Here is a 15,948-nt window from a genome sequence, read left to right as displayed (position 1 = left end):
GATTTGAGCATAACACCGCTTTGATGTGGACCGTGACTTGCTACTCAATTGTGTCAAATAGTGGACACTCCTGATCAAGGCCGTGTTGTTCTGCTGGCCAGCAGGCAACTCTTGGTCTACAAGGAACTGGTAATTAATGCCCTACAAGATCAAACGATTCTCTGCTGCAGTGCATGGATTTGTTAGGAGCGACGCACAGAGTTTCGTCCGGTGGCGCCAGCCAAAGTCCCGCGGCCACCAGCACGATGCTGGCAATGAGCAGCACCGCCTCCGGGAAACTATCAATGCCCTCTCGCAGCTCCGGGCCGGCACCGGCGGAGCTAACAGCAGGGTGATTCTTTGAACCCTGGCAATCAACGTTTGGGCGCGACCTAGTCCTCACCCAATTTCCAGCCCTCGTTTGCGGAGCCGTGAACAACGAATTTCTATCGCCAAGGTAAAGGTAGGGCACGCAAGGAAAATCAGCACTCCTTGGCCGGCCAGAATCAGTGCGAGAGGTTCGGAAACCTGAACCAGCGCCGCTCCGGTGAGCATCAGCAACCTGCCGGCAGCTAAGACCGAAAACAGTGAATTGCTGGCCATAATGGTGCTTTTAAAGGGCGCTCGCCCCGGGATCGGTCTGCAGTAGCCAGACCGATCCCGGGGCGAGCGCTCCCAAGGAACGCGGACTTAGAAGCCCAAGCGTCCTAGTTGCTTAGGATCGCGCTGCCAATCCTTGGCGACCTTCACATGCAGGTCCAAGTACACCTTGGTGCCCAAAAGCTTTTCAATGCCCTGACGGGCGTTGGAGCCCACCTCGCGCAAACGTGATCCGCCCTTGCCGATGATGATGGCCTTCTGGCTTGAACGTTCCACAAACAAGGAGACATGAATGTCGATCAGCTGCTTATCTTCGCTGCGTCCCTCACGTGGGATCATTTCCTCGACCACTACGGCCAAGGAGTGCGGGAGCTCGTCGTGTACGCCTTCAAGGGCAGCCTCACGAATAAGTTCGGCGACCATTTTCATTTCAGGCTCGTCGGTGAGTTCACCATCCGGGTACAGTGGTGGACCCTTCGGCAGGTGCTCCACAAGCACGTTTGCGACCTCTTGAACTTGGAATTCCTTCACCGCGGAAACCGGGATGATGGCCGCAAAACCATCTTCACCAAACTGTTCCACACCTAGCTCGGCTACCGACATGAGCTGTGCGGCGAGCTGTTCACGGTCAACCAGATCAGCCTTGGTGACCAGGGCTACGATTGGCTTGCGCTGCAATTGCGCCAACTGGGTGGCGATAAAGCGGTCACCGGGACCGATCTTCTCATTGGCCGGCAGGCAGAAACCAATGGCATCCACCTCGGACAGCGTCTGCGCGACCAAGTCGTTGAGGCGCTGGCCCAGCAAGGTGCGTGGCCGGTGCAAACCAGGGGTGTCAACCAGGATCAGCTGGGCGTCGTCGCGGTGGACGATACCGCGGATGGTGTGCCGGGTGGTCTGCGGCTTAGCCGAGGTAATCGCGACCTTCTGGCCAACCAGAGCGTTGGTCAGCGTCGATTTTCCGGCATTTGGGCGTCCCACAAAAGAGGTGAAGCCCGAACGGTAGTTCTCGGGCCAGCCACTGGTGGGCATCATTTTCTCGTTATCGCTCATCGGCGGAAACCTCGTTGTTCTCATTATGGTCGGATGCGTCCGTTTCCAGACGCTCTACATGGATCTTGCCAATACGGTTTCGGCGGCCCGCCAGGGCCACCACGGTTAGCCGTAGTCCGTGGACATCGGCGGTGGAGCCGAGTACTGGAACAGATTCCAGCACCTTCGAGAGTAACCCACCGACGGTGTCAACATCTTCATCATCGATCAGCACGTCGAAGTGATCTGCCACATCATCGATGGACACCGAGGCCATGGCGAACAGCGAACCGTCTGGATTCTCGATGATCTCGTTACGTGAGCGGTCATATTCGTCGTCAATTTCGCCGACGATCTCTTCGATCAGATCTTCGAGTGTCACCAGCCCGGCGGTGCCGCCATACTCATCGATCACCACGGCAAGGTGAATGGCTTCTTGCTGCAGTTCCTGCAGAAGGTCTGCAGCATTTTTTGATTCGGGCACAAAGCGTACCGGCCGGGCCAGATCTTCCAGACGTTCGGCCTGCTGCAGACCGTGGATCTCAGAGATTACATCCTTGAGGTAGATGATGCCCTGGATGTCATCGGTATCTTCGCCAATCAGCGGGATCCGCGAATAGCCTGAGGCCATAAACAGTTCCAACGCACTGTTGATCGTGTGATCCCCGGTGAGCACCACCATGTCGGTGCGCGGCACCATCACCGCACGCACGTTGGTTTCTTCCAGGTCCATCACCGAGGAGATCAGTTCGGCAGATTCCTCATCAAGGTCTTCGCCCTCGCTGGCGCGATCGACCATGTCACGGAGGCGTTCCTTGCCCAGGTAGCCGTCTTCGTCGTTGCCAGTCCCTGGGCTCATGGCGGTACCGATGCTGGCCAGCCAATTGGTGATCGGGCCCAATAAGACTCGCAACAAGCGCACCATCGGCGCGGTCGCGCGGACGACGTTGCGAGCATTGGATCGACCATAACGCCGAGGTGACACGCTCACCAGCACAAACCCGATGGCGGCCATCACCACGGTGGCCAGTAGTCCGGCTAGCCAGAGGCTTTCGATCCAGCGCGCCGCCAGTAGTGCTACCGCCACCGCGGAGGCGGTTTCAAACCAGATACGCCAGAAGCGGATTGCCTGGGCGTGGGATTCGGTGTCGTCAAGAATGTGGCTCAGCGACTTTGAATCCGATTCGCTGCGCAACCGTTCGGCCGCATTACGCGACAATGCGTAGAAGGCCGAGTCCGCTGCGGTTAAGATTGCGGCGCAGGCCATGAAGACCAATGCCAAAATGAGTAGTACTGCGCCCACCGGCTATTCCACCGTTTCTTTCGGTGCTGGGCGGCCGGTGTAGCCTTCGAGCAGGCGGCGCTGCAGGGCGAACATTTCGGCCTTTTCCTCTGGCTCTTCGTGGTCGAAGCCCATCAGGTGCAGCATGCCGTGGGTGGTCAGCAGCAAAATCTCATCATGGACTGCGTGCCCGCCGGCCTTCGCCTGAGCTTCGGCGATGGTTGGGCAGATCACGATGTCGCCTAAGATTCCGCTTTCCGACGGAGCGGTTTCGGATCCTGGACGTAGTTCATCCATCGGGAAGCTCATCACGTCGGTGGGGCCCTCCAGGTCCATCCACTCCACATGCAATTCGCTCATCGCATCTTCGTCGATGAAGACGATGGAAACTTCGGTTTCCGGGTGGATGAACATCGCCCCGGTAATCGAGTCGGCGAGTTTCTGGACATCGTGCAGGTCCACTTCATAGTCGGTTTCGTTATTTACTTCAACGCTCATTACTTGGTCCGTCCCCGGGAATGTTGTTCACGTTTTTTGGTGTCCCAACGGTCATAAGCCGTGACAATGTCTGCGATCAGGCGGTGGCGCACCACGTCCCCGGCATCCAGCCGGCACAGCTTGATGTCGTCGATTTTTTCGAGCACTTCGATGACCATGGCTAGTCCGGAGACCGCGTTTCCGGGCAGATCCACTTGGGTCACGTCTCCGGTGATCACCATTTTTGAACCGAAGCCCAAACGGGTGAGGAACATTTTCATCTGCTCGCTGGTGGTGTTCTGCGCTTCGTCCAGAATGACAAAGGCATCATTGAGCGTGCGTCCGCGCATGTAAGCCAGCGGGGCCACCTCAATTGTCCCGGCCTCGATGAGCCGTGGAATGGTCTCCGGGTCGATCATCTCGTGCAACGCGTCGTACAGCGGACGCAGGTAAGGATCAATTTTTTCGGTCAGGCTTCCGGGGAGGAAACCCAGCTTCTCCCCCGCTTCTACCGCTGGACGGGTTAAGATAATGCGGCTCACTTCCTTGGCTTGCAAGGCTGCCACCGCCATCGCCATGGCAAGGAAAGTTTTACCGGTACCGGCTGGACCCACACCAAAGGTGATGGTGTTGTCCTCGATCGCGTCGACGTAGCTTTTTTGGTTCAGCGTCTTTGGCCGAATCGATCGACCACGGCCAGACAGGATCTTCAGACCCAGCACGTCGGTGGGTGTATCGCCACCGCCAGCAGAGAGCATTTTGATGATTTGCTCGATCGTATCGGCGCTCATCCGCGAACCGCGGCTAGCTAAGGCCCGCGCTTCTTCGGTAACCCGCTGCGCCTTACGTACCTGGATGGGTTCGCCGATCAAGGTCAGGGCGGAGCCGCTGGGGCGGAACTGCACCAAGGGGTAGGCACCTGTCAGGATGCGCAATAATTCATCACTAGGACCTAGCGTCGCGACCATAAGTTCGGCAGTCTCGAAGGTGATGGTCATGGACGCGGAGTCAGACTCGGCCGGTATCTTATTATGTTTAACCTGCATGCAGTGCTTAGTGCCCCTCTTATCAAGCTTGGCGATGGTTCTTTCTCGTACCTTACAGTCTATCCGTGACGGTCAGTCTTCGGGAAGATTTTCGCCATGAGCAAGGGCTCATTGCATCTGAAGTGTTTCTTAAGTATCACTGGTGGCCAAGGTATAGATTTGGTTAAGAATGCGTCGAAACGCCCGATTTCTGCTTTTTGCTCAGCTTCGTGTGCCAAACTATTTGAGCGTCAGGGCATCTAATGGCTCGACGTTAAGCGATTGATCAACGGATTGGTAAGTAGTGCAGGGTAGATTCACGAGAAAGGTTTCAAAGCGGGTTGCCGTTATTGGAGTCACTCTAAGTCTCGTCGCGGCAGTAGGCTGTGGTCTTGCTTCTCGCGAGGAATCACACCAAATGCCGATTAGCTCGGCCGCTGCCTCACTGGCACTACCCGCTGCAAGTGACTCAGTTGAACATCAATCATCAATTGACCGGTTGCCGATCTATTGGCTGGAAAACACGGATCTTGGCGTATATCTATACCGTGAATACGCCACAAAAAATGTGACTGGCGAGCCCATTGGGGATTCCATCTCCTACCTGCTTAATGAAAAGTCAGTAAATCCTGTCTGGTACACACATCTGAAGCCATCAAGCGAAGTTGGCGTGTCCATGAACAAGGAAAACGTCATTACCCTTGATCTTCCCGCTAAGGTCTTCAGCGCTAAACTCGACCGCGGGCTGTCCGAACGCACCATTCAGCAACTGGTTTTCACCTCAACCGCTGCCGCTTCCAACGCGGGGCTGTTAATCGGCACATTGCCTCCGAAGGTAAAAATCCTGGTCGACGGTCAAGCAAATGCGACGGTCTTCGGCGACTTACGACTCGCCGATTCATACGAACGCGATGCAAGCTTTATGGCGCCAATTTGGATCATCGATCCACAATTTGGTGCCACAAATAAGGCCGGGCAAATCAAATTCTCCGGACGAACCGCCGACTTTACCGACGGCATCTACTTCAGTCTGGAAAGCAAGGACAAAACCGGCAAGCTGACCGTTTTGACCGCGGCTGAAGCTATCAAAGCATCATCGATCAAAAAAGACGGTTCGTTCAGCTTCACCACTCAGTTAGGAGTGGGTTCCTACAAGCTGACCTTCTGGGGACAAGAAACTGGGTCCACGAAGAAAATCGCTTCGGTGTCCAGTGAATTCACCATCAAGTAAATCCTTGCCCGTTTAACCACAAAAAATGTTCAGCACAACCGCTTGGTTATGCTGAACATTTTCTGTTTGTCGATTTATAACTCGCCCAGCAGGTGCCGAACCAGAACCAAGGCTGCAGGCCCTGCGGTTGAAGCACGCAAGACATGCTGCCCCAGCAGGGCCGGGCGGGCACCGGCAACAACAAACTGTTCAAGCTCAGCGTCGCTGATACCGCCTTCAGGTCCGACCACCAAGGTGACACCGGCCTGCTCGGATGCCTGGCTTAGCCAGTTCTGCATTTCCTGCGTGACGGATAGTTGCGCTGCCTCATGAAGAATCAAGACTAACTCGCCGTTTTCACACAACTGGCGAATCTGGCTTCTCAGCGCCTTGGTATTAACCGGTTCCAAGACTTCAGGTTCAAATGCACGACGCGATTGCTTCTGTGCCGAACGCACCAGCGAACGCCACTTAGCCATTGCCTTCTCGGTCTTGCTTCCGCTCCATCGCACGATAGACCGATCGGCCTGCCATGGACGGACCGTAAACACACCGAGCTCCACGGCGGATTCCACGGCCTGCAGGTCACGGTCACCCTTGGCTAGAGCCTGAACCAATCCAATACGGTGTGCCGGAGGATCTTCCTGTTGGCGTTCAAGCAAGATGACGCGCAGCAACTCCTTGGACGCGTCCAGCACTTTAACGCGCAAGCGCAATCCGGTTCCATCGAGCAGATCAAGCTCTTCGCCGGGAGACACCCGTTTCACGGCCACTGCATGATGGGCTTCAGCCCCGGTGAGTTCGATAGTTTCCCCCACCAGGGCTAGTGCACCCTGCTCCGCGGAGATCACAAAGCTGTGATTGCTCATGTTTAGCGCTGGTTCAACTTATCGCGCAACCGGGAGAACATGCCGCCGGACTGCTCAACACGACCAGAGGTGAGCTGTTCGCCACGAAGTTCTGCCAGCTGCTCAAGCAGTTCACGCTGTGCGGCATCCAACTTAGTTGGCGTCTCCACCTGCAGGTGCACGATAACGTCGCCACGCTTGCCACCGCGCAGACGTGGTACGCCCAGACCTGGCAGCGTCATCGTATCCCCATCTTGGGCACCGGATTCCACGTTGATCTGCTGCTCGCCATCGAAGGTTTCAAGCTTCAGCTCACAGCCCAGTGCTGCAGCGGTCATCGGAATGGTCATCTTCGCATGCAGATCGGTCTGGGCGCGCTCAAACACCTTGTGGCGGCGAACATCGATCTCAACAAAGAGGTTACCGTTCGGTCCCCCACCAGGACCGGCTTCGCCCTGCCCGCGCAGCTGAATTCGGGTTCCCGAATCAACACCGGCAGGAATGTTCAGCGACTTCGACACGTGCTCGCGCACGCGGCCTTCGCCATTACATTCATTACATGGATCGGGGATGGTGGTACCGAACCCGCGGCAGGCGGGGCAAGTTTCGACGGTCATCATCTGTCCGAGGAAGGAACGTACCGGGCGCTGGATCTGACCTGCACCACGGCAGGTTTCACAAGTGACCGGGCTGGTGCCTGGGCGGCAGCATGAACCATCGCAGGCCTTGCACGTCACGGCGGTTTCCATTTCCAGCGGATAGACGGTGCCCTTGACCGCATCTTCCAAATCAATGGTGATGGTGATCAGCGCATCGCGGCCAGCCTGCGTACGCGAGGCCGGCCCCTGAGCCTGTCCCCCGCCAAAGAACTGTTCGAAGATATCGCCGAAGCCACCGAAGTTCTGTCCGCCGCCTCCACCGAAACCCTGCTGACCGTTGCCGTTCAGGTCCCCGGTCGCGTCAAAGTTGGCGCGCTTCTTTTCATCGGAAAGGACCTCGTAGGCGCGGGTGACCAGTTTGAATTGTTCAGCAGCACCTTCACTAGGGTTTACATCTGGGTGCAACTTTCGTGCCAGTTTGCGGTAGGCACTCTTGATTTCCTGCGGGGTCGCATCCTTAGCAACACCCAGCGTCTCGTAATGCGAGCTCACGATATTCGCCGTGTCCTTTCGTAAATATAAAAAAATTTAGTGGTGACGAATACTAATTCGTCAAAATTTTCGATAAGTAGCGCGCTACCGCGCGTACCGATGCCATCGATGAGGGGTAATTCATTCTGGTCGGTCCAAGCACACCCAATTTGCTACGCGCGTCGGAGCCATAAGTTGTGGCAATCACCGTGGCATCGGATAACTGTCCGTAATGATGTTCGGTACCAATGGTCACCGCTACACCACGTGAGTCGGCTTCCAGCTCGGAAAATAGCTTAAGCAAAACTACCTGCTCTTCTAAGGCTTCCAGAACCGGGGTCAGCGTCAACGGGAAGTCACCCGAGGAACGTGCGAGGTTAGCAGTACCGGCCATCACGATGCGCTGCGCATTCGCTGCTCGTGCCATTTCCTGCAGGCTACCCACGATCGATTCGAACAAAGGATCTTCTTGAAGCTGCGGTGGGATCATATCCAGCTTTAGGCTTCCCACGAGCTCGGCAAGCTGCCGTCCGCCAAGAGCGTTAAGCAAAGTCAGCTTCAGGGCGTGCAGTTCCTCGTCGTTATAAGCCCTCACGGTGGATATCATTCGCTGGTCTACCGTCCCATTGGAGGCAATCATCACCATCAAAACCTGCGCGGAACCCAACCCCACAAGATCCAGATTTCGCAAGGACGCAGTGTCATAGTGCGGAACTTGAATCAGTGCGACTTGGTTTGTCAGGCGCGCCAACAACCGAACGGTACTTTGCAGAACCTCGTCGAGATCTTGGGAACTATCTAAGATCTTGTTGATCGCTTCGCGTTCGGCCCTAGACAGCGGCTTCAGCTCACCTATCTGATCAACGAAACGACGGTAGCCCTTTTCCGTTGGAATACGCCCTGAAGAGGTGTGTGGAGCCGCGATCAGCCCTTCTTCTTCCAGCAAGGCCATGTCATTACGGATCGTCGCCGCGGAAACTCCTAGGTTATGACGATCGAGCAATGCCTTGGACCCGACTGGTTCATGGGACTGGACGTAGTCCTCCACAATGGCGCGCAAGACGTCTAGTCGTCGAAACTCACTCACCTCAACACCTCCTATGAAACCACGCAAGGTTTTGGCACTCGAACCTATCAAGTGCCAAGTCTAATACGTTCATCGGTTGCTAGCATTGGATTTCGAGCGTATTCGATCACAGCGAAAGGCAGTACGTGTCCAATTACTCCTGGGGAGCGCAAGACCTCAGCGCACCAGCACCCAAAAAACTACGTCAAATTCCGGTGTCCGTCGGTTTGTTGTTGGAAGACGTGGACAGCGGATGGGTCGGCGAAGTGGTTCGCACCGAAAAGTCCGGAGGGATGCGTGTCATCGTGCTGGAGGACCGTCGAGGTAAAACACGTTCTTTCCAAGCCGGGTTCGGATTCCTGCTCGAAGGAGAACCGGTCGAGATCGTTGAACCGCAGCCTAAAGCGGCGGCACCGAAGAAGTTAGTTTCGGCATCCGGTTCGCGTGCGGTCACTGATCTCAAGGCCCGTACCGCCCGGGCCAGTCGTATTTGGGTCGAAGGTAAACACGACGCCGAATTAGTCGAAAAAGTCTGGGGCCATGACCTGCGTGTGGAAGGCATTGTGGTGGAACCACTACACGGGGTTGATGATCTTGCCGGGGCAATCCGAGCATTTAATCCCTCACCGGAACGGCGCCTGGGAATCCTAGTGGATCACCTTATTTCTGGAACCAAAGAAGACCACATCGTCAAGGAAGCCATGCGGGTCCCCGGCGCAGCGCAGCATGTGTTGATCCTGGGCCATCCGTACGTCGATGTCTGGCAGGCGGTTAAACCCTCGGCGCTTAATATTACGAATTGGCCAGTCATTGCGCGCGGTACCGATTGGAAAACCGGAATATTACGCGAGTTCGGTTGGCCACACTCCACAGCAGAGGACATCGGCCTGGGTTGGCAACGCATCCTTTCCCACGTTGACCACTATTCTCAGCTAGAACCACAGCTCTTAGGCAAAGTTGAAGAGCTGATCGATTTCCTCACCAGTGAAGATTACGGTTTCCTAACGATTGACCAATAGTTGGAGATTTAGGGCGGGTTGGCCTTTACATCGCTAGAACCTCGATAGAATTGGAACAACACCCTATCGAGACAAGGAAGAGCCACGTGACAACACGCAAGACCCTACCGCCGGAGAATTCACGTTTCGAAGGTTCCAAGGTCTCAGCATTACCCTTGTCTCCTTCCGAGGATCGTCAATGGGCAATGATGTCGCATTTCGGCGCCATACTCGGTTGCATCCCATCGGCCATTATCTTCGCGGTGTACCGCGACCGGGGGCCCTTCACTTCTCAGGAGTCGAAGGAAGCCTTCAACTTCACGTTCCCGCTAACTATCTTGGCAATCATCCTGAACGTGCTGACCTTGATCCCCGGCATTGGTTGGATCTTCGCTGTACTTACCGTGGCACTCTGGGTCTACATGACGCTAATGGGCGCCCGTGCAGCCATTCAGGTCAACAAGGGACGCCCATACCGTTACCTCATTAACCTGCGGTTGATGAAGTAACTAATTTTCTACGCTCTAGAAATCTAATAATTCTCGAACAACCAGGTCGGCCAAGAGCCGGCCTCGTTGCGTTAACACCACAGATCCAGCAAATGCTGCCTTCGGATCAATCAACTCATCGGCGATTAAACCTGCCACGGCCTTCCGGCCATGCTCTTCCAGGTCTGCGATAAGCATTCCACTGCTGAGCCGGGTCAGGAGCATCGTTCGTTCTAACTGAACCGCTTCTGCATTAGGAAACTCACGGCCGTGTCCAGGAGAGATGCCACCATCGATACGTTGCTGGTAAGCGGCCGGATGCTTCACATTCCACCAGCGCAAACCGCCCACGTGCGAATGCGCTCCAGGGCCTGCGCCCCACCAGTCACCACCTTGCCAGTAGGCAACGTTATGGCGGCAAGCATGCTCTTCACCCTTGGCCCAGTTACTGACTTCGTACCATTGGTAGCCGGCGGCAGCGAACATCTCATCGGCTAGCTGATACTTTTCGGCATGATCATCATCGTCAATATTAGGAACCTGGCCGCGCCTAATCTGCGCCGCCAGTTTAGTTCCCTCTTCGATTATCAGTGCGTAAGCAGAAATGTGATCGGGCTCGTAGGATAGCGCGGCCTCGATGCTGGTACGCCAGTCCTCAACCGACTCCCCCGGCGTTCCATAAATCAGATCCACGCTCACATCCAGACCCACCTCGCGGGCCCACTGAACTACCTGTGGAACACGCTTGGGATCATGGGTGCGTTCTAGGACCGCCAAGACATGGGGTACTGCAGACTGCATCCCAAAGGAGACACGGGTAAATCCGCCATCTTTGAGCTCTTGCAGACTTTCACGAGTCACCGAATCGGGGTTCGCCTCGGTGGTGACCTCAGCACCGGGCTTGAGCCCGAATTCACTACGAATGCGGTCTAATACCGAAACAAGGTCACTGGCCGGTAGCAAGGTCGGGGTACCACCGCCGAAAAATACGGTTTCAATCTCGCGATGCTCAATTTCAGACTTGTCCATCACACCGCGAGCGAAACTGATTTCCTGACTTACCGTCGCAGCATAACTGGCCTGGCTCGAACCAGAACCAAGTTCCTTCGCGGTGTAGGTGTTGAAGTCGCAATAACCGCAACGCACAGTGCAGAACGGAATATGCACATAGAAGGACATGGTCCGCTCCTGCGCATTGTGCGAACATAATGCGGGGAGCAGACCATCGGCCGGTGCCGGATCGCCATCAGGCAAAACTGAGGGCATTTACTTCTTTTTCTCTTCACCGGTGGATAGGGCGGCGATGAAGGCTTCCTGCGGAACCTCCACACGACCGACCATCTTCATACGCTTCTTACCGGCCTTCTGCTTTTCAAGCAGCTTGCGCTTACGGCTAATATCGCCGCCGTAGCACTTTGCGAGCACGTCCTTGCGAATAGCTCGGATGGATTCACGAGCAATAATGCGTGAACCGATAGCTGCCTGAATTGGCACCTCAAACTGTTGGCGCGGGATCAGTTCACGCAGCTTTCCGGTCATCATGACACCGTAGGCGTACGCCTTGTCACGGTGAGTGATCGCGCTGAAAGCATCAACCTGCTCACCTTGCAACAAGATATCAACCTTGACAAGGTCGGCAATTTGCGAGCCGTCGGCCTTCCAATCCAAGGAGGCGTACCCGCGGGTACGGGACTTGAGGTGATCGAAGAAGTCGAACACGATCTCCGCTAGCGGCAAGGTGTAACGCATTTCTACGCGCTCTTCGCTGAGGTAGTCCATGCCACGAAGCGTGCCACGTCGCCCCTGGCACAGCTCCATCACCGAACCAATAAATTCAGCCGGGGCAAGGATAGTCGCGGACACCAGAGGTTCATGAACCTCAAGGATCTTGCCTTCTGGGAACTCCGACGGGTTGGTCACGGTGATCATGACCTTGTCTTCACGCATGACCTCGTACACCACGTTGGGAGCGGTGGAAATCAGATCGAGATTAAACTCGGCTTCCAAGCGTTCGCGGGTGATTTCCAGGTGCAACAGGCCCAAGAAACCAACACGGAAGCCGAAGCCTAGTGCTACCGACGTTTCTGGTTCATACACCAATGCAGCGTCGTTGAGCTGGAGCTTGTCCAGAGCATCGCGCAGCGCTGGGTAGTCACTGCCATCCATCGGGTACAAACCAGAGAAGACCATTGGCTTCGGATCTTCATAGCCGCCCAAAGACTCGGTGGCAGGCTTGATGCTATTGGTGATCGTATCGCCAACCTTGGACTGGCGAACGTCCTTCACACCAGTGATCAGGTAGCCTACTTCACCCACGCCCAGACCCTTACTTGGAACCGGGTTAGGTGCCGAAACGCCAATTTCAAGAAGTTCGTGAGTAGTGCCGGTGGACATCATCTGAATACGCTCACGCGGACGAAGCATGCCGTCAACCACGCGAACATAGGTAACCACACCGCGGTAGGTGTCATACACCGAGTCGAAAATCATTGCGCGAGCCGGAGCCTCAGCCACACCCTGAGGCGCTGGCAACTGCTTGATCACTTCGTCCAACAAGTCTTCAACGCCTTCGCCGGTTTTACCCGAGACCTTCAGTACGTCTTCAACTTCGCAGCCAATTAAGTTTGCCAATTCCTCGGCGTATTTTTCCGGCTGAGCGTTAGGCAAATCAATCTTGTTGAGCACCGGAATGATGTTCAGATCACTCTCGATGGCCAAATAAAGGTTAGCCAGGGTCTGCGCTTCGATGCCTTGAGCCGCATCAACCAGCAAAATGGCGCCTTCACAGGCCGCCAAGGAGCGAGAAACCTCGTAGGTGAAGTCAACGTGTCCTGGTGTGTCGATCATGTTCAGCGCATAGGTCACCCCGTCGACTTCCCACGGCATGCGCACTGCCTGCGATTTAATGGTGATACCGCGCTCACGCTCGATATCCATGCGGTCCAGGTACTGGGCCTTCATATCGCGCGAGGAAACCACGCCGGTGGACTGCAGCATGCGGTCGGCCAAGGTTGATTTACCGTGGTCGATGTGGGCAATTATGCAGAAGTTACGGATGAGCGACGGATCGGTCGCGGCTGGCACCTGGGCGGTGCGGGCCAATGGAGACACCTAAACAGACCTCATTTACAAACTAAGAATTTACGCGGAATTAGGCTCCATTCTGTCATGATTTACGCGTCACTACCTATTTGGAAGGGCGCGCCCTGATAGTTTGTCGATCATGGCTTTGAATGCACAGAAGATTCTTTCTCTTGTACTGCGTGCGGTTAAACTTTTTAACTCCTCACGCAGCAACGGACCAACCGGCACAACTACTACCCGTCGGCCAACTCAGGCACCAAGCGGATCCCGGCATCCGCAGGCAGCTTCCAACGGCCCAGCGGCTCAGTCTGGCTCTGCATATCCCGGAGATTTTCGCGGTACCGTTCGCTACGAGTACAACCCGAGCCTGGACGGCGAAGCAGATCCCGGTGAAGTTGTCTGGGGCTGGGTTCCTTACGAGGAAGATCACAACCAAGGCAAAGACCGCCCGGTATTGATTATCGGACGTGATGGGCGGTGGCTTCTGGGCTTGATGCTGACCAGCAAGGACAAAAACTTTGAGGGTCACCAGAATTCGGACTACATGGATATTGGTACCGGTGACTGGGATCGTGAACGCAGGCCAAGCGAGGTCAAGCTAGACCGAATTATCCGGCTCAGCCAAAGTTCGGTGCGTCGCGAGGGTGCAATCCTTGATGAACAGCGTTTTAGCAATGTGGTGAACACCCTAAATAAGCAGCGCTAGGCGTTAGTCGCTGGACGGCCGTTCTGCTAGAGTTAACTCTTGTGTGTCACGCAGGTTGGGTGACACGCCCCCTTTGGGTCGCCATAGGTGCCCCACACCGCTCAGTCGATGGCCCGAAGGATGAACCCTCTACCGACCGTATTTGACGATAAACGAGAGAGTTTATTAAAGTGGCAAACATCAAGTCCCAGAAGAAGCGTAACCTTACCAACGAAAAGGCTCGTCTACGTAACGTAGCAGTCCGCTCGGAGGTCAAGACCCTTATCCGTAACGTCAGCGAGGCAGTCGCCACCGCTGACAAGGAGAAGGCAACTGACGCACTGCGTTTGGCTAGCAAGAAGCTCGACAAGGCAGTTAGCAAGGGTGTTCTTCACAAGAAGAACGCTGCTAACCGTAAGTCGGCAATCGCCAAGAAGGTTAACGCCCTCTAAGCACCGCTAAACTTCAGCAAGATCCTCGAATCCTCAGGGCTTCGGGGATCTTGTGTTTTAACCACTATTTTCATCGTTGGGCTAGCCTGTGAGCATGCCTCAACTCAATAGCTGGATCGGATCCGAGAATACCGCGGTCATCCATCACTGGCAGTACCCGGTCAGAACTGACCAGCTATGGGACGCATTGACGCAAGGCGCCCAGCTAAGTAAGTGGCTTGGTGAACCTCGCTTGGCAAATTTCGAAGTCGGACAGCTTGTAGAAATTCAACACGCCACAGACTATTGGTGCACCTGTCTCATCCAACGGTGCGATCCAGCGAAACTCTTGATCATGACGTGGAAGTTCCCGGACGAGAACCTGTCAATGCTGGAACTACGACTCGCCGGCAACTCAACGGGTACCAAGTTATCGCTCATACACAGTCAGCTGTCGGATCAAGCTACTAATTACTTCACCGGATGGCAGACACACCTGCAGTATCTAGAAGATCTACTTTGCGGGTCGCCTCGCCCGATGGCAGACTTTTGGTCCCTTTATGAGAAATTAGCCGCAGAAACAAAGCAAGTGAACTAACGTTTGGGGGCTTTGGACGCAATGAATAAGATGGCACGTTCTAAGGCATAACCTGGAGAACGGCCACCACCTTTAACCATACGATCTGTTTGCGCAATATTTTCAATGCACAAGGCGACATCCGCACGCTTCCACCCGCGGGCCTGCTGCTGAGCGGCCTGCACCTGCCACGGTGCCATACCGAGTTCTGAAGCCAACGATGCCGCAGGCTCATTAACACCAAGTACCTTGGCCAATTGGCGAATTTTCATCGCCAAAGTTGCAACAATGGGAATCGGGTCGGTTCCGGTGTCCAGTGAATGGCGCAGGGTAGTCAACGCGAGCTGCGCATTTCCTGCCAGCGCCGCGTCTGCCACTTTGAAGGCTGTCGCTTCAATCCGTCCGCCGTAATAGCGATCCACTACTTCCTGGTCGATAGTGCCAGTGGTGTCTTGAATTAGCTGATGACAGCTTGAGCCAAGTTCTGCCAACGAATTGCCCACGGCTGCAACCAACGACTTCACTGCGTCATTAGTGATTCGACGTTTGGCGGCCTTAAACTCAGCCTGCACAAAATCAATTTTTTCAGCATCGCGCTTGATTGGCTGGCAATTGACGATCAACGCTCCGGCAGCCTTGATGGCGTCTAATAGTTTCTTGCCTCGGGTGCCGCCTGAATAATGCAGTATCAGGACATTCTCAGGGGCCTGATCTTTGAGGTAGTTCAAGGCGTCTTTGAGGAAGTACTCATTCATGCTGGCCAGGTCATGGACTTCGACCAAGTTGGCGCTGGAGAACAACGAGGAGCTCGTTGCAAGCAATAGTTCTCCGGGCTCGTAGGTGGCCGCGTTGAGTCGCGTATGTTGAATGTCTTCGCGTGTTGCCGCTTGGCTACGCAACAGTTCGAACGCCCGAGAAGCCAGATATTGTTCGGATCCGGTCAGTAGGATCAGTGGTTGAGGAGTTAAATCCCTCCACGAGATTCCCGGGGATGCTTGCGCGCGTGCCATCGAGCTCCTTTATGCGTCGTGCGGTA

General features: G+C 55.3%; 18 protein-coding genes. 7 read left to right on the top strand and 11 right to left on the bottom strand.

Features of this window, described 5'->3' with window-relative positions; all coding sequences use genetic code 11:
• The first annotated feature begins 136 nt into the window (after window positions 1-136).
• A complete protein-coding gene (locus VJ369_RS16060) occupies window positions 137-343 on the top strand; it encodes a hypothetical protein (RefSeq protein ID WP_324093042.1) in 207 nt (68 codons plus the stop codon).
• A 35-nt stretch (window positions 344-378) separates the two neighbouring features.
• Here VJ369_RS16060 and VJ369_RS16055 read toward each other — a convergent pair whose 3' ends face one another.
• The 5 genes from VJ369_RS16055 to VJ369_RS16035 all read right to left on the bottom strand — a co-directional run bounded on the left by VJ369_RS16055 (window position 379) and on the right by VJ369_RS16035 (window position 4,416).
• On the bottom strand, window positions 379-582 hold the full coding sequence (locus tag VJ369_RS16055; RefSeq protein WP_324093041.1) for a hypothetical protein: 204 nt from the start codon (window positions 580-582) through the stop codon (window positions 379-381).
• Between the two features lie 87 nt (window positions 583-669).
• Window positions 670-1,632: a GTPase Era gene (era, locus tag VJ369_RS16050; RefSeq protein WP_324093040.1), complete on the bottom strand. Its 963-nt coding sequence runs from the start codon at window positions 1,630-1,632 to the stop codon at window positions 670-672.
• A complete protein-coding gene (locus VJ369_RS16045; protein WP_324093039.1) occupies window positions 1,622-2,914 on the bottom strand; it encodes a hemolysin family protein in 1,293 nt (430 codons plus the stop codon). The genes era and VJ369_RS16045 overlap by 11 nt, the downstream gene beginning before the upstream one ends.
• A gap of 3 nt (window positions 2,915-2,917) precedes the next feature.
• The gene (gene ybeY, locus VJ369_RS16040; protein WP_324093038.1) at window positions 2,918-3,391 is read right to left on the bottom strand and encodes an rRNA maturation RNase YbeY; all 474 of its coding nucleotides are present in this window, start codon (window positions 3,389-3,391) and stop codon (window positions 2,918-2,920) included.
• Window positions 3,391-4,416 carry a PhoH family protein gene (locus VJ369_RS16035; RefSeq protein ID WP_324093037.1) on the bottom strand — a complete coding sequence of 342 codons (1,026 nt, stop codon included), beginning with the start codon at window positions 4,414-4,416 and terminating at the stop codon, window positions 3,391-3,393. Before VJ369_RS16035 ends, ybeY begins: the two co-directional genes overlap by 1 nt.
• Window positions 4,417-4,813: 397 nt before the next feature.
• Between VJ369_RS16035 and VJ369_RS16030 the strand changes: the two genes are divergently transcribed.
• Window positions 4,814-5,626 (top strand): GerMN domain-containing protein, encoded by an 813-nt coding sequence (locus VJ369_RS16030; protein ID WP_324093036.1) that lies wholly within the window; start codon window positions 4,814-4,816, stop codon window positions 5,624-5,626.
• A 74-nt stretch (window positions 5,627-5,700) separates the two neighbouring features.
• Here the strand turns inward: VJ369_RS16030 and VJ369_RS16025 are convergent, their stop codons facing one another.
• Genes VJ369_RS16025 through hrcA form a run of 3 tightly spaced genes read right to left on the bottom strand, consistent with a single transcriptional unit; the run spans window position 5,701 to window position 8,670 of the window.
• The gene (locus VJ369_RS16025; protein ID WP_324093035.1) at window positions 5,701-6,474 is read right to left on the bottom strand and encodes a 16S rRNA (uracil(1498)-N(3))-methyltransferase; all 774 of its coding nucleotides are present in this window, start codon (window positions 6,472-6,474) and stop codon (window positions 5,701-5,703) included.
• A gap of 2 nt (window positions 6,475-6,476) precedes the next feature.
• Complete coding sequence (gene dnaJ, locus VJ369_RS16020; protein WP_105674126.1) at window positions 6,477-7,604, bottom strand: molecular chaperone DnaJ; 1,128 nt, start codon at window positions 7,602-7,604, stop codon at window positions 6,477-6,479.
• Between the two features lie 52 nt (window positions 7,605-7,656).
• A complete protein-coding gene (gene hrcA, locus VJ369_RS16015; RefSeq protein ID WP_324093034.1) occupies window positions 7,657-8,670 on the bottom strand; it encodes a heat-inducible transcriptional repressor HrcA in 1,014 nt (337 codons plus the stop codon).
• A 125-nt stretch (window positions 8,671-8,795) separates the two neighbouring features.
• Here hrcA and VJ369_RS16010 point away from each other — a divergent pair, with 125 nt between their 5' ends.
• Window positions 8,796-9,668: a DUF3097 family protein gene (locus VJ369_RS16010; protein WP_324093033.1), complete on the top strand. Its 873-nt coding sequence runs from the start codon at window positions 8,796-8,798 to the stop codon at window positions 9,666-9,668.
• Window positions 9,669-9,754: 86 nt separating this feature from the next.
• Window positions 9,755-10,156, top strand: coding sequence for a DUF4870 domain-containing protein (locus tag VJ369_RS16005; RefSeq protein WP_324093032.1), 402 nt, complete (start codon window positions 9,755-9,757; stop codon window positions 10,154-10,156).
• Window positions 10,157-10,171: 15 nt separating this feature from the next.
• On the opposite strand, the gene hemW is transcribed toward VJ369_RS16005, so the two are convergent.
• Together hemW and lepA are read right to left on the bottom strand one after the other, a co-directional pair.
• A complete protein-coding gene (hemW, locus tag VJ369_RS16000; RefSeq protein WP_324093031.1) occupies window positions 10,172-11,401 on the bottom strand; it encodes a radical SAM family heme chaperone HemW in 1,230 nt (409 codons plus the stop codon).
• Window positions 11,402-13,246 (bottom strand): translation elongation factor 4, encoded by a 1,845-nt coding sequence (gene lepA / locus VJ369_RS15995; RefSeq protein WP_324093030.1) that lies wholly within the window; start codon window positions 13,244-13,246, stop codon window positions 11,402-11,404.
• Window positions 13,247-13,358: 112 nt separating this feature from the next.
• Here lepA and VJ369_RS15990 point away from each other — a divergent pair, with 112 nt between their 5' ends.
• The 3 genes from VJ369_RS15990 (at window position 13,359) to VJ369_RS15980 (ending at window position 14,933) form a co-directional block, all read left to right on the top strand.
• The gene (locus VJ369_RS15990) at window positions 13,359-13,925 is read left to right on the top strand and encodes a type II toxin-antitoxin system PemK/MazF family toxin (protein WP_324093029.1); all 567 of its coding nucleotides are present in this window, start codon (window positions 13,359-13,361) and stop codon (window positions 13,923-13,925) included.
• Between the two features lie 170 nt (window positions 13,926-14,095).
• Complete coding sequence (gene rpsT / locus VJ369_RS15985) at window positions 14,096-14,356, top strand: 30S ribosomal protein S20 (RefSeq protein WP_096257737.1); 261 nt, start codon at window positions 14,096-14,098, stop codon at window positions 14,354-14,356.
• A gap of 94 nt (window positions 14,357-14,450) precedes the next feature.
• Window positions 14,451-14,933: an SRPBCC domain-containing protein gene (locus VJ369_RS15980; RefSeq protein WP_324093028.1), complete on the top strand. Its 483-nt coding sequence runs from the start codon at window positions 14,451-14,453 to the stop codon at window positions 14,931-14,933.
• On the opposite strand, the gene holA is transcribed toward VJ369_RS15980, so the two are convergent.
• Window positions 14,930-15,922 (bottom strand): DNA polymerase III subunit delta, encoded by a 993-nt coding sequence (holA, locus tag VJ369_RS15975; protein ID WP_324093027.1) that lies wholly within the window; start codon window positions 15,920-15,922, stop codon window positions 14,930-14,932. The genes VJ369_RS15980 and holA overlap by 4 nt on opposite strands.
• Window positions 15,923-15,948 lie beyond the last annotated feature (26 nt).

Origin of the sequence: Glutamicibacter sp., from assembly GCF_035257265.1 — a bacterium.
Classification (GTDB): Bacteria; Actinomycetota; Actinomycetes; order Actinomycetales; family Micrococcaceae; genus Glutamicibacter.
The sequence above is the reverse complement of the archived record's forward strand: the minus strand, read 5'-3'. Positions and strand labels throughout refer to the sequence as shown.

Coding starts and splice junctions, on each gene's coding strand:
- VJ369_RS16060 (WP_324093042.1), top strand. CDS start 137: ATGCCCTACAAGATCAAACGATTCTCTGCTGCAGTGCATGGATTTGTT.
- VJ369_RS16055 (WP_324093041.1), bottom strand. CDS start 582: ATGGCCAGCAATTCACTGTTTTCGGTCTTAGCTGCCGGCAGGTTGCTG.
- era (WP_324093040.1), bottom strand. CDS start 1,632: ATGAGCGATAACGAGAAAATGATGCCCACCAGTGGCTGGCCCGAGAAC.
- ybeY (WP_324093038.1), bottom strand. CDS start 3,391: ATGAGCGTTGAAGTAAATAACGAAACCGACTATGAAGTGGACCTGCAC.
- VJ369_RS16035 (WP_324093037.1), bottom strand. CDS start 4,416: ATGCAGGTTAAACATAATAAGATACCGGCCGAGTCTGACTCCGCGTCC.
- VJ369_RS16030 (WP_324093036.1), top strand. CDS start 4,814: ATGCCGATTAGCTCGGCCGCTGCCTCACTGGCACTACCCGCTGCAAGT.
- VJ369_RS16025 (WP_324093035.1), bottom strand. CDS start 6,474: ATGAGCAATCACAGCTTTGTGATCTCCGCGGAGCAGGGTGCACTAGCC.
- hemW (WP_324093031.1), bottom strand. CDS start 11,401: ATGCCCTCAGTTTTGCCTGATGGCGATCCGGCACCGGCCGATGGTCTG.
- VJ369_RS15990 (WP_324093029.1), top strand. CDS start 13,359: ATGGCTTTGAATGCACAGAAGATTCTTTCTCTTGTACTGCGTGCGGTT.
- VJ369_RS15980 (WP_324093028.1), top strand. CDS start 14,451: ATGCCTCAACTCAATAGCTGGATCGGATCCGAGAATACCGCGGTCATC.
- holA (WP_324093027.1), bottom strand. CDS start 15,922: ATGGCACGCGCGCAAGCATCCCCGGGAATCTCGTGGAGGGATTTAACT.